The 23,930-nt window shown below is 52.4% G+C and carries 27 protein-coding genes and 1 pseudogene; 9 read left to right on the top strand and 19 right to left on the bottom strand.

All coding sequences use genetic code 11. The features are described from left to right. Positions 1–48 precede the first annotated feature (48 nt). On the bottom strand, positions 49–1,761 hold the full coding sequence (locus DBZ16_RS01110) for a proline--tRNA ligase (protein ID WP_107812624.1): 1,713 nt from the start codon (positions 1,759–1,761) through the stop codon (positions 49–51). A gap of 449 nt (positions 1,762–2,210) precedes the next feature. Between DBZ16_RS01110 and fghA the strand changes: the two genes are divergently transcribed. Continuing rightward, positions 2,211–3,059: an S-formylglutathione hydrolase gene (gene fghA, locus DBZ16_RS01105; protein WP_107812623.1), complete on the top strand. Its 849-nt coding sequence runs from the start codon at positions 2,211–2,213 to the stop codon at positions 3,057–3,059. A gap of 69 nt (positions 3,060–3,128) precedes the next feature. Here the strand turns inward: fghA and DBZ16_RS01100 are convergent, their stop codons facing one another. From DBZ16_RS01100 to hda, 10 genes are all read right to left on the bottom strand, one after another. After that, positions 3,129–3,968 carry a DUF4198 domain-containing protein gene (locus tag DBZ16_RS01100; protein ID WP_107812622.1) on the bottom strand — a complete coding sequence of 280 codons (840 nt, stop codon included), beginning with the start codon at positions 3,966–3,968 and terminating at the stop codon, positions 3,129–3,131. Between the two features lie 217 nt (positions 3,969–4,185). After that, a complete protein-coding gene (locus DBZ16_RS01095) occupies positions 4,186–4,854 on the bottom strand; it encodes an OmpA family protein (protein ID WP_240600126.1) in 669 nt (222 codons plus the stop codon). A 68-nt stretch (positions 4,855–4,922) separates the two neighbouring features. Then, positions 4,923–5,537: a phosphoribosylglycinamide synthetase gene (locus DBZ16_RS01090; protein ID WP_107812621.1), complete on the bottom strand. Its 615-nt coding sequence runs from the start codon at positions 5,535–5,537 to the stop codon at positions 4,923–4,925. 401 nt (positions 5,538–5,938) lie between these two features. Further along, positions 5,939–6,592, bottom strand: coding sequence for a hypothetical protein (locus DBZ16_RS01080; protein ID WP_240600124.1), 654 nt, complete (start codon positions 6,590–6,592; stop codon positions 5,939–5,941). A gap of 114 nt (positions 6,593–6,706) precedes the next feature. Next, a complete protein-coding gene (kdsA, locus tag DBZ16_RS01075) occupies positions 6,707–7,549 on the bottom strand; it encodes a 3-deoxy-8-phosphooctulonate synthase (RefSeq protein WP_003767526.1) in 843 nt (280 codons plus the stop codon). A gap of 87 nt (positions 7,550–7,636) precedes the next feature. Further along, a complete protein-coding gene (panD, locus tag DBZ16_RS01070; RefSeq protein WP_003778979.1) occupies positions 7,637–8,020 on the bottom strand; it encodes an aspartate 1-decarboxylase in 384 nt (127 codons plus the stop codon). A 239-nt stretch (positions 8,021–8,259) separates the two neighbouring features. Next, complete coding sequence (cutA, locus tag DBZ16_RS01060) at positions 8,260–8,580, bottom strand: divalent-cation tolerance protein CutA (RefSeq protein ID WP_070440179.1); 321 nt, start codon at positions 8,578–8,580, stop codon at positions 8,260–8,262. Positions 8,581–8,590: 10 nt separating this feature from the next. After that, positions 8,591–8,890, bottom strand: coding sequence for a TonB family protein (locus DBZ16_RS01055; RefSeq protein WP_070440177.1), 300 nt, complete (start codon positions 8,888–8,890; stop codon positions 8,591–8,593). A 243-nt stretch (positions 8,891–9,133) separates the two neighbouring features. Next, on the bottom strand, positions 9,134–9,802 hold the full coding sequence (locus DBZ16_RS01050; RefSeq protein WP_003756384.1) for an HAD family hydrolase: 669 nt from the start codon (positions 9,800–9,802) through the stop codon (positions 9,134–9,136). Next, positions 9,799–10,467 (bottom strand): DnaA regulatory inactivator Hda, encoded by a 669-nt coding sequence (gene hda, locus DBZ16_RS01045; protein ID WP_107812620.1) that lies wholly within the window; start codon positions 10,465–10,467, stop codon positions 9,799–9,801. The genes DBZ16_RS01050 and hda overlap by 4 nt, the downstream gene beginning before the upstream one ends. A gap of 178 nt (positions 10,468–10,645) precedes the next feature. Between hda and DBZ16_RS01035 the strand changes: the two genes are divergently transcribed. Continuing rightward, a complete protein-coding gene (locus DBZ16_RS01035; RefSeq protein ID WP_107812619.1) occupies positions 10,646–11,284 on the top strand; it encodes a DedA family protein in 639 nt (212 codons plus the stop codon). 36 nt (positions 11,285–11,320) lie between these two features. Then, a pseudogene (locus DBZ16_RS16670) lies at positions 11,321–11,494 on the top strand (IS5/IS1182 family transposase); the annotation flags it as partial. Here DBZ16_RS16670 and DBZ16_RS01030 read toward each other — a convergent pair. After that, positions 11,462–11,881: a YidB family protein gene (locus DBZ16_RS01030; protein ID WP_070514260.1), complete on the bottom strand. Its 420-nt coding sequence runs from the start codon at positions 11,879–11,881 to the stop codon at positions 11,462–11,464. The pseudogene DBZ16_RS16670 and the gene DBZ16_RS01030 sit on opposite strands and share 33 nt — an antisense overlap. A 175-nt stretch (positions 11,882–12,056) precedes the next feature. After that, positions 12,057–13,214 (bottom strand): sugar transporter, encoded by a 1,158-nt coding sequence (locus DBZ16_RS01025; protein WP_107812618.1) that lies wholly within the window; start codon positions 13,212–13,214, stop codon positions 12,057–12,059. 137 nt (positions 13,215–13,351) lie between these two features. Here DBZ16_RS01025 and DBZ16_RS01020 point away from each other — a divergent pair, with 137 nt between their 5' ends. The 4 genes from DBZ16_RS01020 to DBZ16_RS01000 all read left to right on the top strand — a co-directional run bounded on the left by DBZ16_RS01020 (position 13,352) and on the right by DBZ16_RS01000 (position 17,219). After that, positions 13,352–13,729, top strand: a complete 378-nt coding sequence (locus DBZ16_RS01020; protein WP_070514258.1) for a hypothetical protein — start codon at positions 13,352–13,354, stop codon at positions 13,727–13,729. 131 nt (positions 13,730–13,860) lie between these two features. After that, on the top strand, positions 13,861–15,111 hold the full coding sequence (gene glyA, locus DBZ16_RS01015) for a serine hydroxymethyltransferase (protein ID WP_016688274.1): 1,251 nt from the start codon (positions 13,861–13,863) through the stop codon (positions 15,109–15,111). Between the two features lie 198 nt (positions 15,112–15,309). Further along, a complete protein-coding gene (locus DBZ16_RS01005) occupies positions 15,310–16,524 on the top strand; it encodes a pyridoxal phosphate-dependent aminotransferase (protein ID WP_107812616.1) in 1,215 nt (404 codons plus the stop codon). A 14-nt stretch (positions 16,525–16,538) separates the two neighbouring features. After that, positions 16,539–17,219, top strand: a complete 681-nt coding sequence (locus DBZ16_RS01000; RefSeq protein ID WP_107812615.1) for an SIR2 family NAD-dependent protein deacylase — start codon at positions 16,539–16,541, stop codon at positions 17,217–17,219. Positions 17,220–17,580: 361 nt separating this feature from the next. On the opposite strand, the gene DBZ16_RS15325 is transcribed toward DBZ16_RS01000, so the two are convergent. From DBZ16_RS15325 to DBZ16_RS00990, 3 genes are all read right to left on the bottom strand, one after another. Continuing rightward, positions 17,581–17,727 carry a hypothetical protein gene (locus DBZ16_RS15325; RefSeq protein WP_003767024.1) on the bottom strand — a complete coding sequence of 49 codons (147 nt, stop codon included), beginning with the start codon at positions 17,725–17,727 and terminating at the stop codon, positions 17,581–17,583. Positions 17,728–17,919: 192 nt separating this feature from the next. After that, on the bottom strand, positions 17,920–18,774 hold the full coding sequence (lgt, locus tag DBZ16_RS00995) for a prolipoprotein diacylglyceryl transferase (protein ID WP_107812614.1): 855 nt from the start codon (positions 18,772–18,774) through the stop codon (positions 17,920–17,922). Positions 18,775–18,883: 109 nt separating this feature from the next. Next, positions 18,884–20,014, bottom strand: a complete 1,131-nt coding sequence (locus tag DBZ16_RS00990) for a M14 family metallopeptidase (RefSeq protein ID WP_107812613.1) — start codon at positions 20,012–20,014, stop codon at positions 18,884–18,886. Positions 20,015–20,106: 92 nt separating this feature from the next. On the opposite strand from DBZ16_RS00990, the gene DBZ16_RS00985 reads away from it, so the two are divergent. After that, entirely contained in the window at positions 20,107–20,292 is a 186-nt protein-coding gene (locus tag DBZ16_RS00985) for a pseudouridine synthase (RefSeq protein WP_107812612.1), read from the top strand. Between the two features lie 30 nt (positions 20,293–20,322). Beyond that, positions 20,323–21,213 (top strand): acetylglutamate kinase, encoded by an 891-nt coding sequence (gene argB / locus DBZ16_RS00980; protein WP_107812611.1) that lies wholly within the window; start codon positions 20,323–20,325, stop codon positions 21,211–21,213. A 282-nt stretch (positions 21,214–21,495) separates the two neighbouring features. Here the strand turns inward: argB and DBZ16_RS00975 are convergent, their stop codons facing one another. The 3 genes from DBZ16_RS00975 to DBZ16_RS00965 form a co-directional block, all read right to left on the bottom strand. Next, positions 21,496–22,470 (bottom strand): class 1 fructose-bisphosphatase, encoded by a 975-nt coding sequence (locus DBZ16_RS00975; RefSeq protein WP_107812610.1) that lies wholly within the window; start codon positions 22,468–22,470, stop codon positions 21,496–21,498. A 69-nt stretch (positions 22,471–22,539) separates the two neighbouring features. Next, positions 22,540–22,911, bottom strand: coding sequence for a hypothetical protein (locus tag DBZ16_RS00970; RefSeq protein ID WP_107812609.1), 372 nt, complete (start codon positions 22,909–22,911; stop codon positions 22,540–22,542). Positions 22,912–23,017: 106 nt separating this feature from the next. Then, the gene (locus tag DBZ16_RS00965) at positions 23,018–23,863 is read right to left on the bottom strand and encodes a 23S rRNA (adenine(2030)-N(6))-methyltransferase RlmJ (RefSeq protein WP_107812608.1); all 846 of its coding nucleotides are present in this window, start codon (positions 23,861–23,863) and stop codon (positions 23,018–23,020) included. Positions 23,864–23,930 lie beyond the last annotated feature (67 nt).

Genomic DNA, 23,930 nt, shown 5'->3' with positions numbered 1-23,930 from the left:
CCCAGTTTTCAGACGACCTTTTTCATCTGCATTCTACTTAAACCGTCATCAGTCTTTCAATGCAGCCAAAACTTTGCCGGCGATCTCATTCAGGCTTATGGTTTGCGCCTGATTGTCGCGGCGTTCGGCGTATTCGACATTGCCTTCTTTTAAGGCGCGGTCGCCGATGACGATGCGGTGCGGAATGCCCAGAAGCTCGGAGTCATTCAGCAGCACGCCTGCGCGTTCGTCGCGGTCGTCAAGGAGGACGTCTGCGCCTGCCGTCAGCAGTTCGGCGTAGATTTTGTCGGCGGCTTCGCGCACGGCGTCTGATTTTTTATAGTTCATCGGCACGATAACGACTTCAAACGGTGCCATCGCTTTGGTCCAGATGATGCCTTTTTCGTCATTGTTCTGCTCGATGGCGGCGGCAACGACGCGGGTGATGCCGATGCCGTAGCAGCCCATTTCCATGATTTGCGATTTGCCGTTGTTGTCGAGGAAGCTCACGTTCATGGCTTGGGTGTATTTGTCGCGCAATTGGAAAACGTGTCCGACTTCGATGCCGCGTGCCAGTTTCAGACGACCTTGTCCGTCGGGGCTTTCGTCGCCTTCGACGACGTTGCGCAAATCGACAAACTCAGGCTCGGCGGCGTCGCGGTCGAAGTTGAAGCCGGTATAGTGGTAGTCGTCTTCGTTTGCGCCGATAACCCAGTCTGCGCCTTTTTCAGTAGCGAAATCGGCATAGACTTTGCCTGTGAAGCCGACGGGGCCGAGCGAGCCGCCGTTTGCGCCGAACTGCGCACGGATGGCGGCAGGGTCTGCCATGATCAGCGGCGATTTCACGCCTGCGAGTTTTTCGGCCTTGATGTCGTTGAACTCATGGTCGCCGCGCAACAGCAATAAGACGATTTCGCCTTCGTTTTCACCTTCGACTACGATGGATTTCAGTGTTTTTTCAATCGGAATGCTGAGGAAATCAACCAATGAATCAATGGTTTTGACATTCGGCGTGTGTACTTTGGCCAGTTCTGCCTGAGCAGCGGCGCGTTCGCCTTTGAGCGGCAAGGTCGGCGCCAGCTCGATATTGGCGGCGTAATCGGAAGTGTCGCTGTACGTAATGACATCTTCGCCGCTTTCCGCCAACACTTGAAACTCGTGCGAACCGGTGCCGCCGATGCTGCCAGTGTCTGCGGCGACGGGACGGAATTCTAAGCCTAAACGGGTGAAGATGCGGCAGTAAGCGTCGTACATGGCGTCATAGGTCGTCTGAAGCGAGGCGTAGTCGGCATGGAAGGAATAAGCGTCTTTCATGACGAACTCGCGCGCGCGCATCACGCCGAAGCGCGGGCGCACTTCGTCGCGGAATTTGGTTTGGATGTGGTAAAAGTTTTTCGGCAGCTGTTTGTAGCTGTTGATTTCTTTGCGCACGATGTCGGCGATGACTTCTTCACAGGTCGGGCCCATGCAGAAATCGCGGTCGTGGCGGTCTTTCAGGCGCAGCAACTCTTTACCGTAAAATTCCCAGCGGCCGGATTCCTGCCACAGCTCGGCAGGCTGCACCACCGGCATCAGCAACTCCACGCTGCCTGCGCGCGCCATTTCTTCGCGCACGACGTTTTCGACTTTGCGCAACACGCGCAGCCCCATCGGCATCCAAGTATAAAGGCCGGACGCGTTGGCTTTAATCAGACCGGCGCGAATCATCAGCTTGTGGCTGGCAAGCGCGGCTTCGGCGGGTGCTTCTTTCAGGGTGGAAATGAAAAATTGGCTGGCTTTCATGGTGTGTTTTTCTGTGTAAAAAAGTAAGCGTGTATTGTAACGCGAAAGGCAGGGGGATTGAAGTTTTTCCCTATGCGCGAACAGCCGCCGCCTTTCTTTTTGAGCTAATCCATTTGACATTTATCAGGCGTGTCAATCACTTTTTATACACAATTTCGCATTGGCTTGTTTTGCTTATAGATTTTTCCCATAAATCCTTTGAAATTTTTTATTTTTATAACTAATTGATTTTATTGTATTTTATTTGACTATTTTTTAAGCACTGAAAGGCTTGGGTTGTTCCAAAAGCAAAATTTCCGATTACCCAAAGCTTATCAACAAACTTATCCACAGAGTTTGTGTATAGATTAGTGTCGTCTGAAACCATACCGTTCGATAGGTTTTTAACAGCCCGTAACGCGGTCTTTCTGTTAAGATGATGCCTTCGCTTTTTTTATCCCATCCTATCTATGTCCGCACACGAATTACACCTGCTTTCCCGCGCCAAAATGTTCAACGGCCATCAGGAGCAATACCGCTGCTATTCCGAAACCTGCCAAACCGACATGACTTTTGGCATCTACCTGCCGCCGCAGGTATTGAAAGGCTATCCCGCGCCGGTTTTGTATTTTTTGTCGGGACTACACAGCGACGGCTCGGAACTGATACGCCAAACCGGCATCCAGCGTTTTGCCGCGCAATGGAACATCATCGTCGTTTTCCCCGACACCTCGCCGCGAGGCAGCCATATCAGCGACAGCGCGAACGAATTTATCGGACAAGGCGCGGGATTTTACGTCGATGCGACCGAACAGCCGTGGGCGGCGCATTATCAGATGTATAGCCATATCAGCCGCGAACTGCCCGATTGGGTGGAACGGCATTTCCCCACCACCCAAGAGCGCAGCATCGCAGGTTTCAGCATGGGCGGGTATGGCGCACTTTCCATCGCCCTGAAAAACCCCGGTCGCTATGCCGCCGTTTCTGCGTTCGCCCCCTTGTGCCACCCGACTGCCAGCCGAGGCGGAAAGCAGGCGTTTGCCGCCTATCTGGGCAAGGAGTCGGATGCTTGGCAGGCATACGACAGCACATCGCTTATTCAGACGGCCTCCCGCAAACTGCCGATACTCATCGACCAAGGCGGCGCCGACCCGCTGTTCCCCAACGAACTGCAACCCGAAGCCTTCGTCAACGCCGCCCGCGCCAACGGCTTCAACGTGCAATATAAAGTCCGCCCCGGCTACGGACACGATTATTTCTTCATCGCCAGCTTTATCGACTCGCATATCGAGTTTCATGCCGCTGCATTGGGTTTGTAAATCCGCCATCTATAAAGAAAGGTCGTCTGAAAACTTTTTCAGACGACCTTTTTGATCTTTTACACTTAATTAGTGTTGATGATGGTGGTGTTCATGCCGTTCTGCCGCGCGTTTCGTTCCGATAGGCATGATCAATGTCGCATAGGATTTGTTCTCTTGGCAAACGCTTTTATCGGCGTAGTCAGCCTGATGGACGGCTTTGATTTTCCACAAACCTTCAATCAAAGGAATCACATTGACGACACCGTCTTTATCCGTTTTTCCTGAGAAACCTTGCGGCTCGCGGTGGTCGTGCGTAGCCGCCAAATCCATTTCTGCCAGCGTATCCGAGCTTGCCATTACCGTCGCTTTAGCCAACGGTTTGCCTTTATAAAGCACTCTAATCGGCAGCAAACCGCCTGCCTTGACTTCATTCGGATTTTTCAGCGGAACCAGTTCCAATTCATGACCGACCGGACGGGTCAATACGCTTTCATCCGTACCAGCTTTGCCCACTTGCAAAAACGCTTTGCCGAACATCTGAGCCTGTTCGCAATAAGTCGCGCCAGGCAGGTCTTTCAAGGTTTTCTGTTTCCAGCCTTCGCTGTTTTGCGACCAGAAAGTCGGTTTGTACACCGCACCGACCCAATACGAGCCGTCTTTCAGGCGGGATTTGGAAACATATTGGTAATTTTCGCCTTTATTCGTCAAATCAACCGTTTTCCCAGATTTGTCGGTCAATTGCAGCGGTTTGAAAATATGCACGCGGTCGTCGGCGATTTTCTCAACATTCGGGAAATCATGGCTGTAACCCAAATCCGCTTTCAACGTACTGCCCGAATCCAAACGCACCGGAGCCGACACCCACAAATCATGCGCCTGCGCCGCCATGCTCAAACCCAATGCGCCAAGTATCCATAATTTCTTCATGTTTCTTCCTCATATTCAATTGTTTACAGGTTAAAAGCCAACGGAAAACCCGAAAAGCAGAGCAACCTTACTCTTTTTATTTTGAAATGTAAATGCTATTGATGATTATTTATAGTGATAAATCATTAGAAACCCATTATAGATGAAAGATAGAAAACAAAAGGTCGTCTGAAAACGCCAAATTGGTTTTCAGACGACCTTTGTTTTAAGGGTAAGATTATTCACCCAACTTCTTCGTTTTATTGACGATAATCTCTACACGGCGGTTTTTAGCACGACCTTCGGGGTTGTCGCTGCCGTCATCGTTGGTATTCGGCGCAACGGGATTGGTGGCGCCGAGACCTTCGGTTTGATAGTTTTGATGCAACCCTTGTGCTTCAAACCAGTTTTTGACTGCCTGCGCACGCGCCAAAGACAGGCGTTTGTTGTAGGCGTCGCTGCCTTTGCTGTCGGTATAGCCGCTGATCAGAATCAGCCCTTTGCCTTTCTGGCGGATGATGTCGGCGGCTTTTTGCAACTCGCTGTCGGCTTCGGGTTTGAGTTCGGCTTTGTCGAAATCAAACAAGACATCGGACGACAAATTGATCTGGATATTGAAGCCTGTTTCCGTACCGCTCAAACTGCTGCTTTGTCCAGTCAGGCTGCTGCCTTGGGCGGCGGCGGCGCTATTTTGTGCTGTGGTGGGTGCTGGCTCAGGAGCAGAGGTTGGCGCAGGAGTAGGGGCAGATGGAGCGACGGGTTCGGGTTGGGGCTGCGGCGTTTCCGTAGCGGAAGCTTGCGCCAGAGAAGCCTGTTGTTGCGGTGCGGCAGGTTCATCAGGCTTTTGCCCGCAGGCGCATAGTGCAGAAATAACCGCGATACAAGTCAGAGAACGCAATGTTTTCATAAATAGCCTCGCGTTTTAGACAGTGTGCAGACCGCTCAATGCAGCCTGCACACTGATAGGGTGGAAAATCAGCGGCTTACCTGAACTGAATCAAACGAGCCTGCGCCGGGGAAATCGATGGTGATGGTCGGCGTAGTTTCGGGAGGTGCAGGAAATTTGATCGCGATGGTTTTGGGTGAACGAGCGGAAATCATAGTCATATCGTTTGCATCGGTGGCAGGGTCAATCATATATTTGCCGCTTTCGTCTTTCAGCAGGCTGATGCGTTTAGTGGTGCTTTCATCTATATAGGCAAAATCTTTAACTTTAATATACTCTGATTGAGCTTTGTAGCTGCCATCCGCTTGTTTAGGCGGTGTGAAGATAAATTCCACATTGAGAATCTGACCGACCACTTTGGCTTTGGTCAAAGCCAGTGTACCTTCACCCAAAGGCTTGGACTGAATTGCCTGTGCAGCAGGATCTTGTTGCGAGGCTGCCGGTTCTTGAACCAAAGCAGGGCTGGATGCAGCAGGCGCTTCGGCAGCAGGCGGTGTGGGATTGGGTTTGGATGCTTCTTGTTGCGGTTGGGTTTGTGCCTGAGGTTGAGCGGGTGCGACCGGTGCCGGTTCAGGCTCTTTTTGGCAGGCGGCAAGCATGGTCAGTGCGGACAAAACGGCAAGGGTGCATAAGGAAGCACGCATTTTGAATACCTCTCTAGGGTTGGATATTTTAAGGGGAGAACAACAAGATTACATTCTGAGCGTATCAAAATTGCAGATAAAATTCAAGCTGTTAAATATAGCATTAACATATTTACTATCTCTGAAAATCCATTATTGCGAATATAGTGGATTAAATTTAAATCAGGACAAGGCGACGAAGCCGCAGACAGTACAGATAGTACGGAACCGATTCACTTGGTGCTTCAGCACCTTAGAGAATCGTTCTCTTTGAGCTAAGACGAGGCAACGCCGTACTGGTTGAAAGTTAATCCACTATAAAAAATCAAAGTGGGTATTGTCTTTTCAGTTTGGAACAAAAAAGGTCGTCTGAAAACCTTGAAATCAGGTTTTCAGACGACCTTTCAGCATTGGAATATTGATTATTGCGCTTCCAGTTTTTTCAGCAGTTCTGGCATGGCTTCTTCGTTGTATTTGTAATAACGGACGCTGTCTGTGCCTTCTTTATTGGTCATTTCCAATACGTTGGGTTTGCCTTCCAGCATCAACACGAGCGGGACTTTGAAGCTGACGGTTTTGCCGATTTCGTCAGGTTTTTGTTCGGGCGCGCTATCGTTGCGGCTGACAGTGTAGTTGGTGACGGTTTGGCGGAATTCTTGTCTCCAGCGGCTGAATTTCCATTTGAAGTCTTGGGTAATGGTGGTCGTATCGCCGGAATTTGCTTGGAAATGGATCAGGTCGCGACCGGTACCGTCGGGGCGCATCAGACTGGCGTTGAGCAGGGAGCCGTCAGCGTTTTTACTGGTGTTGCCCCACATGCCGAACAAGTCTTTGCGTTTGACTTTTTTGGCGGTAACGAGCTGGTTGGGTTCGGTAACGTGCAGACCCGGTACATAAGCCGTCTCCGCCACGGCGGCAGAAGTCAGGGTCAAGGTGAACGCGGCGGCGCCAAGTAGGGTTTTCCATGTTTTCATATTGTTTTCCTTATATGTAATGAGCAGTTGAAGAATCGGGCGCAGGCGGCGAATCCGTTTTTTGGGGTTTTCGCGTTTGCCCACAATGTTGATGGTTTGCATATTGACTATTTTATATCGAAAAATCGATTGAAATACCAAATTGCCTGACCGTCAGTTTACACAAGGTAAACCGACGATTCAATTTTCAGACGACCTTTCGTTTGCCATGCCGCGTTAACGGATGTCCATAGGCGCGAAGGATTTGACGGTTTCGTCCACGGCTTTGACGCGGGTCAGGAAGTCTTCCAGCTGGGCGAGCGGCAGGGCGCTGGGGCCGTCGCATTTGGCTTGGTCGGGGTTGGGGTGCGATTCGAGGAAGAGGCCTGCGAGGCGGGTTGCCATGCCGGCGAGCGCCAAATCCAGCACTTGCGCGCGTCGTCCGCCGGATGCAGCGGCACCGGATTCGCGGGTTTGCAGGGAGTGGGTGACGTCGAAGATGACGGGCAGGCCGCCGCAGGTTTGTTTCATGACGCCGAAGCCGAGCATATCGACGACGAGGTTGTCGTAGCCGAAGTTGGCACCGCGTTCGCACAGGATGATTTGTCCGTTGCCTGCTTCTTGGAATTTTTCGACGATGTTTTTCATCTGCGAGGGGCTGAGGAACTGGGGTTTTTTGATGTTGATGACGTTGCCGGTTTTTGCCATGGCGACGACGAGGTCGGTTTGGCGGGCGAGGAAGGCGGGCAGTTGGATGACGTCGCAGACTTCGGCGACGGGGGCACATTGGTAGGGTTCGTGGACGTCGGTGATGACGGGTACGTCAAATTCGCGTTTGACGGCTTGGAAAATTTTCATGCCTTCGTCCAAGCCGACGCCGCGAAACGAATGAATGGAGGAGCGGTTGGCTTTGTCGAAGGAGGCTTTGAAGACGTAGGGGATGCCGAGTTTGTCGGTCACTTTGACGTATTGTTCGCAGGCTTTGAGGGTGGAATCGAGGTCTTCCAGGACGTTGATGCCGCCGAACAGGGTAAAGGGGAGGTCGTTGCCGACGGTGAGGTTGTTGATGCGGATGTTCATGATGGTGGGGCTTTCTTGAAGGTCGTCTGAAAATGGCTGAAAGGTCGTCTGAAAGCGGATTTTTCGGTTTCAGACGACCTTTTTGTTTTATAGGACGGTGTGCGGCGGCTCGTAGGAGAGGATGTCGCGGATTTTGTTGTGTTCGTCCACAAGGACGACTTTGGGTTCGTGCGCGGCGATTTCGGGTTCGGACAGCATGACGTAGGACATGATGATGACGATGTCGCCTTTTTGGACGAGCCGTGCGGCGGCACCGTTGAGGCAGACGACGCCGCTGCCGCGTTCGCCGGGGATGGTGTAGGTTTCGAAGCGTTCGCCGTTGTTGTTATTGACGATGGCGACTTTTTCGTTGACGAGGATGCCTGCGGCGTCGAGCAGGTCTTGGTCTACGGTGATGCTGCCGACGTAGTTGAGGTCGGCTTCGGTAACGGTGGCGCGGTGTATCTTGCCGCCGAGCATGGTGCGGAACATGGGTTTCCTTTTGGTTTGGGATTGCGGATGCAGACGTATAGTGGATTAAATTTAAATCAGGACAAGGCGACGAAGCCGCAGGCAGTACAGATAGTACGGCAAGGCGAGGCAACGCCGTACTGGTTTAAAGTTAATCCACTATAAGGTCGTCTGAAAATCAAAAGCCGTCATTATAGTGGACTTCCCTGTAAATTCATAATGATGCTTGAGCGTTTTTCAGACGGCGCGGGGCTGTTTTATCAACCTAAACTCTGCTTCAGCCAGCGCAAATAGGGGGCGTATCCGCGCGATACGTTTTGCATCAGGATTTGCGGGCAGTCGTAGCTGTGGTTGGCGATGATGTTTTTTTGGATTTCGCGGTAGCAGTGGCGCGAGGTTTTGATGGTGATGCGGATTTCGTCGTCGCAGCAGATTTCGCCGTTCCAAAGGTATTGGCTGGTGATGGCTTCGTATTGCACGCAGGCGGCAAGTTGCTTTTCTAAAAGCAGGTTGCCGATTTTTTCGGCTTCTTCGCGGGTCGGGACGGTGGTGGTAACGATGACGGGTTTGAACGCGGACATTTCAGACGACCTATTGGTTTTTAAACTCGATGGTTCCTTTATATTTCACCCAGTATCCGGCGGCTTTGTATTTGTCTTTTTTGGCGGTTGCGACGGCTGTTTCGTCGAGTCCTTCATAACCGCTGGATTCGAGGATGCTGACTTCTACGGCTTTGCCTTCGGGGGAAACCAAGATGGATAGTTTGACGGGTTTGATGGGTTGTGCGGGATTTTGGGATGCGGGGGCGTATTCTGCCGGGTTGACGGTTTGCGCGGTTGCGGGTAGGGTGAAGGCAAGCAGCAGGGCGGGGATGATGGCGCGGATGGACATATTGTTTTCCTTATTTGTAGATTTGTGGAGTGTTTAGGGGGGTGTTTTTATTTATTTTCAGACGACCTTTTGTTTTCCGTGGGCTAAGCCCACGCTACGGTGTTGTGCTATTTTCAGACGACCTTTGTTTTCGCGGGCGAAGCCCACGCTACGGGGGTGCGCTTATTTTCAGACGACCTTTGTTTTCGTGGGCGAAGCCCACGCTACGATATTGCGCCCGTTTGGCGGCGGATGCGGTGTTGCTTATTTGAAGTTCAATATCGGCCAACCTTTTGCTTTGGCTTCTTGCTCCAGTTCGGCATCGGGGTTGACGGCGACGGGTTCGTTGACGAGGCGCAGCAGCGGCAGGTCATTTTTGGAGTCGCTGTAAAAATAGGTTTTGCCATAGCTTTCGAGCGTTTCGCCGCGTTCGGCAAGCCATTGGTTCAGGCGGGTGATTTTGCCTTCTTTGAGGCTGGGCGTGCCGATGTAGTTGCCGGTGTAGCGGCCGTCGGCGCCGGTTTCGAGTTGGGTGCCGATGATGTTGGTGATGCCGAAAAGGTGGCAGATGGGGGTGATGATGAACTCGTTGGTCGAGGAAATCACGAGGGTTTCGTCGCCCGCCATTTGGTGGCTCTGCACCAGCATACGCTGCATGGGCGAGATGTGGGGCGTGATGAATTCCGCCATAAATTCGCGGTGAAATTCCGCCAGCTCTTCTTTGCTGTAACGGGCGAGCGGGGCGAGGTGGAATTTAAGGAAGGCGTCGATGTCGAGGCAGCCGTTTTGGTAGTCGCGGTAGAATTTTTCGTTTTGCGCTTCGGTTTCGGCAGCGTCAACCAGCCCTTTTTTGATGAGATATTGCGGCCATGAGTGGTCGGAATCGGTGTTGATGAGGGTGTTGTCGAGGTCGAAGATGGCGAGGTTTTTCATTGGGTTTCCTGTTGTTTCAAAAGCTGGCGCAGAAGCGGCAGGGTGATGCGTTTGCCCATGGTAACGGCGTAGTTGTCCAGCGTGTCGAGCATCTGCATCAGGCTGTCCATGTCGCGCTGCCAGTGGTTGAGCAGGTATTCGAAGATTTCGGGATCTATGGTGACTTGGCGCGCTGCCGCCATGCTGACGAGCGCGTCGATTTTTTCTTGGTCGGTCAGGGGTTTGACTTCGTAAACGAGGCAGTACGCCATGCGGGTGCGCAAGTCTTCGCGGATGACGAGCTGTTGGGGCGTGTGTTCGGAACTTAACAGCAGAAAGCCTTTGCCGCTGTTGCGGAAGCGGTTGAATACGGCAAACAAGAGGGATTGTTCTTCGTTGCCCAGTTTTTCGATTTGGTCGATGGCGAGATATTCGGCTTCAAAGGCGGCTTCGGTCAGCGGCGTGGCGGCGGCGTCGATATAGACGGCTTTTTTCCCTGCGTCGAGCGCTTGGGCGACCCACGCGCGCAGCAGGTGGCTTTTGCCCGCGCCTTCTTCGCCCCAGACATAGATAAACGGGTCGTGTTTATGCTGTAACACATAGACCAGTTCGGCATTTTCCGTTCCGAGGAATTTGTCGAAACCGGGATAGCCGCGTTCGGCGAAGTCGAAAATAAGCTGGTTCACAAAGGCATACCGGATGGGTTGGAATCGGGTTTATTGTACGTTGTTTTGTCAGGGCGCATCAAGGCACAGGGTCGTCTGAAAAAGGGGCGCGCGGCATGGGTTTCATATACAATGGCAGACATTTGGCAACGCGTCTGTTTTCAGACGACCTCTGTCTTTTTTATTTCAGGAAAATCTCGTGATTTCGACCCTTATTGATTTTATCCTCCACATCGACCAGAATTTAGTCGAGATTTCCACGCAATACGGCGTATGGATTTACGCGGTGTTGTTTTTGATTATTTTCTGCGAAACCGGCTTGGTGGTTACGCCGTTTCTACCGGGCGATTCGCTGCTGTTTGCCGCGGGCGGGATTGCCGCGGTCGGCAGTATGAATATTCATGTCATGGTCGCGCTGCTTTTGGCCGCCGCGATTTTGGGCGATGCCGCCAACTTCATGATCGGCAAGTTTTTCGGGCGCAAACTCTTTGCCAACCCCGATTCCAAAATCTTCCGCCAGTCGTATCTGGAGAAAACCCACGCGTTCTACGAAAAACACGGCGGCAAAACCATCATCATCGCCCGCTTCGTCCCGATTGTGCGCACGTTTGCCCCGTTTGTCGCGGGCATGGGCAGCATGCACTACGGCACTTTCATCCGCTACAACATTATCGGCGCGGTATTGTGGGTTCTGTCGTTTTCCTATGCCGGCTATTTCTTCGCCAATATTCCGGTGGTAAAAAACAATTTGGCTTTGGTGATGGTCGCGATTATCGTGATTTCCATCCTGCCGGGCGTGGTCGAAGTCATCCGCGCGAGAAGGGCGGCGAAGAAATAAAAATTATTTGAACCATAAGAAAAGGTCGTCTGAAAACGTTTTTCAGACGACCTTTTGTATAGTGGATTAGATTTAAATCAGGACAAGGCGACGAAGCCGTAGACAGTACAGATAGTACGGCAAGGCGAGGCAACGCCGTACTGGTTTAAAGTTAATCCACTATATCTTTCCTACTGCTTATTTGGTGAAGTTTTTCAATATCGCCGAAGCAATATCGTCCAAACCGAATCCGTCCGCATCCTGCGCAGAACCGTTCGGCGTGGCTTTATCCACCAGATTGGGCAGAATCTGCGCCAACATATCGCCGGCTTGCTGGCTGTCGAGACCGAACTTTTGCGCCACTTGGCTGATGGCATCGCTGCCCAAAGCATTTTGCAAATCGTTGCCGGATACAGGCAGATTGCTTTGTTGGTTGGAAACCCAGCTGTTCAATACGTCGCCCAGCCCGCCTTGTTGCAATTGATTAATCAGATTGCCCACACCGCCTTGTTGTTGTACCAAATTCATCGCCATTTCGGTCAACGAGTTTTGTCCGTTTTCGTCTTTGCCGCCCAAAGCTTGCGCTGCCACGTTCAACAAACTGTCCATTAATGCCATAAAGCCTCCTTGTGTGATGTGTGAGTGTGAAGTGTAAAGAACTTAGAGTGTAACAAAATTTCGGCGAATGTATGCCAATTTAACCCAATTAAACAACGAACTGACGGGCTGCAACAAAAGTAAAGGTCGTCTGAAACGCTGCTATCGATTTCAGACGACCTTTTTTACAACATTCTTATTTTTGCATGCCGACCAACATCCGACACACGACCAATCCTGCCGCTGCTAAGATTGCGGCGGCAAAGCCGATGTTGGAAATGCCTGCCCACACGGTAACGTAATGTCCCAAAAGCGCGCCGCCGCCGATGCCGACGTTGTAGAGGCCGGAGTAAATCGAGTTGGCTACATCCGTCGCATCCGAGGCAAAGTCCAATACTTTGGATACCATGCCGAGGCTCAAGACGACGATGGCGATACCCCAGACAAACACCAGCGCGTAAACGGCTATCGGGTAAGCGGCAAGGGGCAGCAGGCAGAGCGTCGAAACCAGAATGACGGATACCGAAGTCAGCAGGAATGCGCGCTGGTGTTTGGCAAACCATTTGCCGAACAAATACGACGCGGCAAATCCCGCCAGTCCGTACAGGCTCAAGACGATGGTCACTTGTTCGGGCGCGAAGCCGCCGGCTTGCAGGACGAAGGGTTCGATATAGCTGTATGCCGTAAAGTGGGCGGTAATCAGGAGGACGGTCAGCGCGTAGAGCAGCATGAGGTTTTTGCGCTTGAGCAATCCGGGCAGGCTTTTGAGCGAACCTGTGTTTACGCTGGGCAGCGGCGGCAGGTTTTTCGCCAATATGCCCATGACCGCCGCCGCGCACAGTCCGATAAGCAAAAAGCTGAACTGCCAGCTTGAGTGTTGCCCGATAACGCGCCCAAGCGGAATGCCCGCCACCATCGCCATGACCGTACCCGTACTGAGCAGCCCCAAAGCCTGATTGCCTTTGCCCTGCGGCGCAACGCGCACTGCCAGCGAGGCGGTAATCGACCAAAACACGGCGTGTGTCAGGGCGATGCCGATGCGGCTGACGAGCAGGATTTCGAAACTTCGGGCGAAATAGGAAACGATGTGGCTGAGGGTGAAGAACGCAAAGAGGATGAGCAGCAGCTTTCGGCGTTCGATGTTTTTCGTTGCCAGCATCAGCGGCAGCGACAGCAGCGCGACAATCCACGCATACACGGTAATCATGATGCCGACTTCGGTCGGCGGCATATTGAAGGTCGCGCCGATGTCGCTCAATAAGGCAATCGGAATATATTCGGTGGTGTTGAAAATGAATGCGCCGACTGCCAGGGCGATGACGCTTAGCCATTGTTTGTTTGTGTTTGCTGACATTGGGTTTTTCCCTTTTTATATTTTTCTTCAAAATTTTATCGAATCTGTAATTATACTACTTTCAGACGACCTTCCTACTGTGCTGACACAAAATTCCGCCCCTAGACGCTCCCGCATCATCGGCATACAATCTTTGCATGAACACCAAACGCCCCAAGCTGTCCCGTTTTGCCCATATTTACGGCATGAACGGGCAATTCGTCCTGTTGGAACAGCATTCCGAGTGGATGCCGGTCAACGATGCCGACTACGACAATGCGCCTGCATTGCCGGAGGGGTTTGTGTTTTCGGACGAAGCGTTTTATACAACCGACGGCAGCGTGCCGCCACTCGTCCTGCCCGACAACATCAAAATCTTCAACGAAGAAGCGCGCAAACTCGAACGCCGCAGGCTGGACGCGCTGGCTTTGGAAGAGTTGGGCAAAAACCTTGCCGCCGCCCAAGCCGAGACCGACCTCGAAGCCCTGCTCGAAAAAATCGACTTTCATTTAAAACAGGACAATCTGTTCAAATAAACTTTTCAGACGACCCCTCCAGCCGCAAAGGGGTTGTCTGAAAGATAAAATCGTTGACAATCCGACCCGATTTGGTACATTGTTCAATGCTTATGAATCCCCGTTTCCCAACCGACAAAGGAGTCGAGAAGATGTTTTCAAAAAGCGTCAACCTAGCCCAATATGATCCGGAGCTGGCAGCCGCCATTGCCCAAGAAGACCAACGCCAGCAAGACCACGTCGAACTGATTGCTTCCGAAAACTACGTCAGTTGCGCCGTGATGGAGGCACAAGGTTCGCAATTGACCAACAAATACGCCGAAGGCTACCCCGGCAAACGCTATTACGGCGGCTGCGAACACGTTGACGTCGTCGAACAACTGGCAATCGACCGCGTCAAAGAACTCTTCGGTGCGGAATACGCCAACGTCCAACCCCATTCCGGCTCCCAAGCCAACCAAGCCGTGTACGCCTCCGTACTCAAACCCGGCGACACCATCCTCGGCATGAGCCTTGCCCACGGCGGCCACCTGACCCACGGCGCCAGCGTCAATATTTCCGGCAAACTCTACAACGCCATTACCTACGGCTTGGATGAAAACGAAGTCCTCGATTACGCCGAAGTCGAACGCCTCGCGCTCGAACACAAACCCAAAATGATCGTTGCCGGCGCATCTGCCTACGCCCTGCAAATCGACTGGGCGAAATTCCGCGAAATCGCCGACAAAGTCGGTGCCTACCTCTTTGTCGATATGGCGCACTACGCAGGTCTGATTGCCGGCGGCGAATATCCCAATCCCGTCCCGTTCTGCGACTTCGTCACCACCACTACCCACAAAACCCTGCGCGGTCCGCGCGGCGGCGTGATTTTGTGCCGCGACAACACGCATGAAAAAGCGTTGAACTCCGCCATCTTCCCAAGCCTGCAAGGCGGCCCGCTGATGCACGTCATCGCCGCCAAAGCCGTTGCGTTCAAAGAAGCTCTACAACCCGAATTCAAACAATACGCGAAACAGGTGAAAATCAACGCCGCAGCCATGGCGGAAGAATTGGTCAAACGCGGTTTGCGCATCGTTTCCGGCCGCACAGAAAGCCACGTTTTCCTCGTTGACCTGCAACCGATGAAAATCACCGGCAAAGCCGCCGAAGCCGCGTTGGGCAAAGCAAACATCACCGTCAACAAAAACGCTATTCCCAACGACCCGGAAAAACCGTTCGTTACCTCCGGCATCCGCATCGGCTCCGCCGCCATGACCACACGCGGATTTAACGAAGCCGACGCCCGTGTCCTCGCCAACCTCGTTGCCGACGTTTTGGCAAACCCTGAAGACGAAGCGAATCTGGCAAACGTCCGCAAGCAAATCACTGCGCTTTGCGACAAATACCCCGTTTACGGCGCATAACCGGCTTGCCCGTTTAAGTATCTTGTAACACGGAAAGGTCGTCTGAAAATCCCGAAAAAGGGTTTTCAGACGACCTTAATTGTTTTCGGTGCTTGATTATTGAAGCGGCGGGCAAAAATCCCGCATTTGCCCCTTTCTTTCCGCCTGTAAACGGAGTACATTTACCCCCATTGTTAACAATTTTACGGAACACACATCATGGAGAAATTTCCCAAATCGTCCAAGCTGGACCATGTTTGCTACGACATTCGCGGTCCGGTACACAAAAAAGCCCTGCAACTCGAAGAAGAAGGTCATAAAATCCTCAAGCTCAATATCGGCAACCCTGCGCCGTTCGGCTTTGAAGCGCCCGATGAAATCTTGGTGGACGTGATCCGCAACCTGCCGACCGCGCAGGGCTATTGCGATTCCAAAGGGCTGTATTCCGCCCGCAAGGCCATCGTTCATTACTATCAAACCAAAGGCCTGCGCGATATTTCGGTCAACGACGTTTATATCGGCAACGGTGTGTCCGAGCTGATTACCATGTCCATGCAGGCGCTTTTGAACGACGGCGACGAAATCCTGATTCCCGCGCCCGATTATCCGCTGTGGACGGCTGCTGCCACTTTAGCGGGCGGTACGGTGCGCCATTATCTGTGTGACGAAGAAAACGACTGGTTTCCCAACCTTGCCGATATGGAAGCCAAAATCACGCCCAAAACCAAAGCCATAGTCGTCATCAACCCCAACAACCCGACAGGCGCGGTGTACAGCAAAGAAATCCTGCTCGAAATCGCCGAATTGGCGCGCAAACACGGTTTGATCATCTTCGCCGACGAAATCTACGACAAAATCCTCTACGACGGCGCGGTCCACCACCACATCGCCGCGCTCGCGCCCGACCTGCTGACCATCACCTTCAACGGCCTCTCCAAAGCCTACCGCGTTGCCGGATTCCGCCAAGGCTGGATGGTGCTCAACGGCCCGAAAGAACATGCCAAAGGCTATATCGAAGGTCTCGATATGCTCGCCTCCATGCGCCTGTGTGCCAACACGCCCATGCAACACGCCATCCAAACCGCTTTGGGCGGCTATCAAAGCATCAACGAATTTATCCTGCCCGGCGGCCGCCTGTTGGAGCAACGCAATAAAGCGTGGGAAATGATTAACCAAATTCCCGGACTTTCCTGCGTCAAACCGATGGGCGCGATGTATATGTTCCCCAAAATCGATACCGAAATGTACGGCATTCATGACGACATGAAATTTATCTACGACTTACTCGTGCGCGAAAAAGTCTTGTTCGTCCAAGGAACCGGGTTCAACTGGATACGACCCGACCACTTCCGCATCGTTACCCTGCCGTACACCCACCAAATCGAAGAAGCCATGGGCAAACTCGAGCGCTTCTTACAGACTTACCGGCAATAAGGCAGGGCAACGATATGAAAAAATGCGTTGTCCTGACCGGCGCGGGAATCAGCGCCGACAGCGGGTTGCTGACTTTCCGCGATGCGGGCGGTTTGTGGGAAGGGCATAAGGTGACGGATGTCTGCACGCCCGAAGCCTTGGCGCGCAATCCCAAGCTCGTCATCGATTTCTATAACCAGCGCAGGTTTCAGGCAAACGCCGCCGAGCCGAACGCCGCGCATCTGGCGTTGGTCAAGCTGGCGCAATATTACGATGTTCACATCATCACGCAGAATGTGGACGCGCTGCACGAGAAGGCGGGTAGCAGCAAAGTATTGCACCTGCATGGCGAGCTGAACAAACTGCGTAGCACCGTCGATGAAGACGAAATCATCGAATTTACCGGCGAGCAGACCGACGATGTGCGCGACAGCCAAGGCAATCCGATGCGCCCGCATATCGTGTTTTTCGGCGAACAAGTGCCGATGTTTGACGCGGCGGTTGAGGAAATGCGCGATGCCGATGTGGTCATGATTGTCGGCACGTCGATGCAGGTTTATCCGGCGGCTTCGCTGATTCATTACGCGCCGCCCGATGCGGAACGCTATCTGGTCGATCCGAACCCGCAAAGCGTGGGCGCGGATGTCGAAGTGATTCCGAAACGCGCGGCGGAAGGCGTGCCGGCATTGGTCGAACATTTGATTAGTCGGGCTTGAGACGTTTTGTTTTGAAATTTTTATTTTGTTTTCAGGACGGATGATGCGTGAGTTGTCGTGAACGGACTTCGTGCCGTATTTGGACAATTTGGCAGAGCGTTGGGCAGAACGTCTGGTTTTATAGTGGATTAACAAAAACCAGTACGGCGTTGCCTCGCCTTAGCTCAAAGAGAACGATTCTCTAAGGTGCTGAAGCACTAAGTGAATCGGTTCCGTACTATTTGTACTGTCTGCGGCTTCGTCGCTTTGTCCTGATTTTTGTTAATCCACTATACAAAATCTGCCATATTCCTACATTATAAAAAGTCGTCTGAAAACCCTGTTTCAGGTTTTCAGACGACCTTTGTTTTTCAAAACGGAATCAACCGCCGCATGCGCCGCAGCAGCCGCCTTCGCTGTGGCCGCCGCGTTTTTCTTCGTTGTTGACTACGGGCAGCTCGACTTCTTCAGACTGTTCTTTTTTGTCTTCGGGCAGGTCGTTGACTTTGATTTTGTTTTCTTCTGACATTTTAGTCTCTCTTTAAAAAAGGTGGAAAGGTGTGCCAAGATACCATCGGGCGGCGGATAAACCAAGTCGGATTTAAAATTTTTTGCGATTCGGTTTGATGAATCGCAAATTGCGCCCGTTTGGAATAGCTGACGTGATGACGGGATGCTTATTACAGCGTCCCGTTTGGGTTTTCAGACGACCTTTGGGCAATCAGTTCAGGCGGTTTTTCTTACCGAACCAGACGAAGCCGATGGCGCCCAAAACAATCATCGGAACGCTCAACCATTGTCCCATCGACAAGCCCAAGGTGAGCAGGCCGAGATAGTCGTCGGGCTGGCGGGCGTATTCGGCGATGAAGCGGAAGAAGCCGTAGCCGCCGAGGAAGAGGGAGGCGACTTGTCCGGTCGGGCGTGGTTTTTTGGAGAAAATCCATACGACGATGAAGAGGCAGATGCCTTCAAGGGCGAATTGGTAGAGTTGCGAAGGGTGGCGCGGCAGCACATGGTATTGCTGCATCCATTCTGCCCAAAGCGGGTTGCGCACGGCGGCGTTGAGGTCTTCTGCGCGTGCTTGCGGGAAGCCCATTGCCCAAAAGGCGTTGATGTCGGTAATCCGGCCCCAGAGTTCGCCGTTGATGAAGTTGCCGATACGGCCGGAAGCCAAGCCCAGCGGAACGAGCGGTGCGACGAAATCCATGGTTTTCAAGGTACTGATTTTGTGTTTGCGGCTGAACAGCCACATGGCGATGACGACGCCCAAGAAGCCGCCGTGGAACGACATGCCGCCTTCCCAAACTTTGAGCATTTCGAGCGGATGGTCGAGGTAGTACGAGAATTTGTAAAACAGGATATAGCCGAGTCGTCCGCCGAGGATGACGCCCAACACGCCCCAAGTCAGGAAGTCGTCGAGCATTTCTTTGGTAAAGGCGGTGTTGCCTTGTTTGATACGGCGGCGACCCAGCCATAGGAAAAGCATAAAGCCGACGATATAGCTGAGGGCATACCAGCGGATGGCGATAGGGTCAATACTGATCGCAACAGGATTGAACTTCGGATGTATCATCATGATGTGTGTTCCTTATGGGAAGGGCAGTTTATGTGTTTTAGCCCGACAAAGGTCGTCTGAAAATGCCGATTAGGATTTTCAGACGACCTTTTGTGTGATGGGAAAAGAATTATCGCAAATCATCGACAACGTTCAAGACGGCAGACAACATGGCTTCGCCCAAGCGCAAGGAGCGTTGACCGTTCCAGCCGAAGTCGTCGTCGGGCAGGTTGGCGTTGTCTTTAAACGGCATTTCCAGCGTATAGGCAAGGCAGTCAAAACGGTTGCCCACCCAGTTGGTCGCGAGCGTCATGTTTGCCTGACCGGGCGCGTCTTTGTCATAGCCGTATTCGTCTTGGAAGTCTGGACTGGCGGAGAGCAGGGCGGTTTTGAACTGCGTTTCCAGTGCGGCGATGCGCGGATTGTAGTTCGGCACGCCTTCCGTACCGGCGACAAAGACAAACGGTAATGCTTCGTCGCCATGAATGTCTAGGAACAAATCCACGCCGGTTTCCAGCATTTTTTCGCGCACGAGGAAGACTTCGGGACTTTTTTCCAAAGTCGGATTTTCCCATTCGCGGTTGAGGTTCGTTCCAGCGGCATTCGTGCGCAGGTTGCCCAATACCGAGCCGTCGGGATTCATGTTCGGCACGATATAGAAAGTGGCGCGGTCGAGCAAGATGCGTGCGGTCGGGTCTTGCGGATCGAGCAGGCGGCCGAGCAGCCCTTCTATAAACCATTCCGCCATCGTTTCGCCCGGATGCTGGCGCGCGATAATCCAGATTTTCATGTCGCTTTCGACTTGGTTGCCGATGGTCAACAGGTTGATGTCGCGGCCTTGTACGGTGCTGCCCAAGTCGTCAATGCGGCAAAGCCCGCTGCCTTGCGCGTCGCCCAAGAGGTTTAAATGCTGCTCGTGGGAATAGGGTTCGAAATAGGCGTAGTAAACGCTGTTGGACAAGGGCGTATGGTTGATGGTCAACACGCCGTTTTCGTATTCGGTCGGGACGCGGAACCAATTTTGGCGGTCGTAAGAGGCGCACGCCTGATAATCTTCCCAGCCTTCGGGATAAGCCGAGTCCGCCGCGTTTTCAAAGTGCATCACGCAATTCTGATACGCCGCACCTTGCAGACGGAAATAAAACCATTGGGCGAAATCGGAAGCGTTGTCCGGACGCAGCTCGAGGCGGATATTGGCGGGGTCGGTCAGGTCTTTGACAACAACGGAGCCGGCGTCAAATTGAGTGCTGATTTTAATCATGGGAAAGTCCTCGGTATATCAGGTAAACCGGATAACCGTTGTTTGAGAAAATGTGTGGGCGATACCGTATCCGTCGGCGACGGCAAACCGATATGCCCGAATCCGTTGATTCTACCATTCCGACGGGCGCATCCTCAACCGATAAGGGCTGCGGAATGTTGTTTCATACGACCTTTGACGTTAAGATAGGGCAGTTTGGCTTTAAATCATGGCAAGACGGCAAAGCCGAAGAAACTAGCAGAGCCGATTTGTACCGATTCAAAGCGAATCCGCTATAATGATTAAATTGTTAACAATGAGACACAATTATGAGCAAATCCCACTCCATTTCCGCAGCCGATAAAGCACGCATCTTAGCCGAAGCCCTGCCGTATATCCGCCGTTTTTCTGGCTCCGTCATCGTCATCAAATACGGCGGCAACGCCATGACCGAGCCTGCTTTGAAAGAAGGCTTCGCCCGCGATGTCGTCTTGCTCAAACTGGTGGGCATCCATCCCGTCATCGTTCACGGCGGCGGACCGCAAATTAACGAAATGTTGGAAAAAATCGGTAAAAAAGGCGAATTCGTGCAAGGCATGCGCGTTACCGACGGCGAAACGATGGACATCGTAGAAATGGTGTTGGGCGGTCATGTCAATAAAGAAATCGTCTCGCTGATTAATTTGCAGGGCGGACGCGCGGTTGGCGTCACCGGACGCGACAACCACTTCATCAAAGCCAAAAAACTGCTGGTCGATACGCCCGAACAGGCAGGCGTGGACATCGGACAAGTCGGCACGGTCGAAAGCATAGACGTGCGCCTGATTGAAGGCTTGATCGAACGCGGCTGTATCCCTGTCGTCGCCCCCATCGGTGTCGGCGAAAAAGGCGAAGCGTTCAACATCAACGCGGACTTGGTCGCGGGCAAACTGGCGGAAGAGTTAAACGCGGAAAAACTGCTGATGATGACCAATATCGCCGGCGTGATGGACAAAGAAGGCAACCTGCTGACCAACCTCACGCCAAGCCGTATCGGCGAATTAATCGCAGACGGCACGCTCTACGGCGGTATGTTGCCCAAAATCAGCTCCGCCGTCGAAGCGGCAAGCAACGGTGTCAAAGCGACACACATCATTGACGGTCGCCTGCCCAACGCGCTTTTACTGGAAATTTTCACCGATGCGGGCATAGGCTCGATGATTTTGGGCGAAAGTTCATAACGGTCGGCAACTGATTCAAGGTTTGCCAAGCAGCGAGCCTTGTCGATGACTCAATATAGTGGATTAACTTTAAACCAGTACGGTGTTGCCTCGCCTTGCAGTACTATCTGTACTGTCTGCGGCTTCGTCGCCTTGTCCTGATTTAAATTTAATCCACTATAAATGCCCGAATACTAAATACACAAAAGGTCGTCTGAAAACCTGTTTCAACGTTCATAGAGAATGCTGAAACGGATTTTCAGACGACCTTTTTATGGCAGGATATCTTACCTATTCAACGTGTTAGCCCTGATGCAGCTTGCCGACGTATTCGACTTCCTCGCGGCTGCCCATGACGACGGCTACGCGTTGGTGCAGACCCGTGGGGACGATGTCGAGCATGTTTTCCAAAGCATTGCTTGCCGCTGCGCCTGCCTGTTCCAAAATCAGGCTCATCGGGTTGGCTTCGTACATCAGGCGCAGCTTGCCGGGTTTGGACGGATCGCGTTTGTCTTGAGGATACATAAACACGCCGCCGCGCATCAGGATGCGGTGGATTTCTGCGACCATGCTCGCCACCCAGCGCATATTGTAATTTTTACCGCGAACGCCCGTATCGCCTGCCAGCAGCTCGTTAATATATTGCTGCATAGGGGCTTGCCAGTGGCGGGAGTTGGACATATTGATGGCAAATTCTTTGGTCGATGCCGGAACTTCTGGATTTTCTTTGGTCAGGACGAAGTCGTTGTTTTCATTGAGTGTGAACACGAAAACGCCGTGTTTCAAAGTGAACACCAATTGGGTTTGCGGACCGTACAAAACATAACCTGCCGCCACTTGGTCACAGCCTTTTTGCAGGAAGGATTCGGTATTCAGACGACCTTCGGGCTTAGCGAGTACGGAAAAAATCGTGCCGACGGAAATATTGACGTCGATATTGGACGAGCCGTCCAGAGGGTCAAACAAGACGAGATAGCCGCCGTTTTCGTTGGCTGCCACAAAAGTATCCTCTTCCTCGCTTGCCAAACCGGCGACATGGGCGTTGTTTTTCAAGACGTCAATCAGGATATCGTTGGCAATCACATCCAGCTTTTTCTGATCTTCGCCCTGAACATTGCCCGTACCCGCCATGCCCAACACGCCGGCGAGTGCGCCCAAGCGGACTTTGCCGCTGATGTCGGAGCAGGCGGCAACAATGGATTCGAGGACGCTGCCCAATTCGGCAGGAATGTTGTTTTGCTGTAAATGCTGCGGTAGGAATTGCGCTAATGTTTTCATATCGGACTCGGTTTCTGGCTATAAAAAAGAAAAGGTCGTCTGAAAATGGTTTTCAGACGAGGTCGGTATTTATTTTTTGCTTGAAGGAGCGGAGGCGGCGCCTATCATTTCTTTGGCGCATTCGACCGCGCTTTGCTTGATTTTGGTTTTCAGCTCGCCGCCGACTTCGCCGCCGATGAGTTTCGACATATCTTCGATGGATATCTGGTCTGCGGTTTTTTCCGAAGCGCACGAACAGATTTGCTGTACGGTATCAGACGGTATCGCGCTGCTTTTCGGCGCTTTTTCCACGCAGATGGCGGTCGCGCTGCTAATGAAATGACCGCGAAGCTCTTCGCCGAAGGTTTCTTGTACCGTATCTTGGACTGAGCGTTCGCACGAGCATAGAAGAAGCGCACAAAGGGGAGCCAAAAGCAATGAGGCGGGATGTCTGATAGTCATAATTTGAAAGCGTAAAAACAATGTAGTGAATTGTAGTTTAAATCGGATGCCTCTGCCACAGGATTTCCCACCGGTGTCTTGGTTCGGTGGGACTGGGGAAGGATGATTATTTTATGCAGCTGTTTAAGATGAAGCGCGCGCCGTTGTCTTGAGCCAATATGTCGGTCAACGCGGGAAGGTTGTTTTTCAGCAGCTCTGGCAGCAGGTAGGGCGGATTGATGATAAACATGCCGCTGCCGTGCATCCCGAATCCGTCCGGGCGCGGGGTGTGGACGTATAACTCGGCGTGCAGGTAGCTGTCGGGCATCAGCTTTTGCAATTGCTCGGGCAGCTTGCGGCTTTCTTCGCGGCTCAAACAAGGATACCAAACCATATAACAACCCTGCTCAAAGCGTTTGAGCGCGTCTTTTAAAGTTTGGACAACGCGCTGATAGTCTTGCTTTTCTTCATACGGAGGGTCGATCAGGACAACAGCACGGCGCGGCGGCGGGGGCAGCTGCGAAATCAAACCACGAAAACCGTCTGTCTGCACAATCTGCCCGCGTCTGCCCAAACGCGCTTCTTCCATATTGTTTTTTAAATGTTGGAAATCAGCAGGATGCAACTCAAACAAACGCAGTTTGTCGCTGTGGCGCGTCAGGGCTTGGGCAAGCCACGGCGAACCGCAATAGAGCTGTTCTTGCGGGAGTATGGATTTTAGACGGGCGATAAAGGCGGACAGCTCGGGCGACAGATGTTCCGCCTCTTGGAGCAACCGGATGCCTTGTTTGTATTCGCCGACTTTCTGCGCTTCGTTGCCACTCAAATCATATAAGCCTGCGCCGCTGTGGGTATCGATATACCAATAGGGCTTGTCTTTTTGATTGAAGTAATCAAGCGTCAGGAAAAGGATGAAATGCTTGATCATATCGGCATGGTTGCCGGCATGGAAGGCGTGGCGGTAGCTGAGCATAAGAGGTCGTCTGAAAAGGGAAAAATGGATTATATAGGCAAATAAACGGTGTATCCAAACAGGCTTT

It is taken from the genome of Neisseria sicca (genome assembly GCF_003044565.1).
Lineage (GTDB): Bacteria > Pseudomonadota > Gammaproteobacteria > Burkholderiales > Neisseriaceae > Neisseria > Neisseria sicca_A.
The sequence above is the reverse complement of the archived record's forward strand: the minus strand, read 5'-3'. Positions and strand labels throughout refer to the sequence as shown.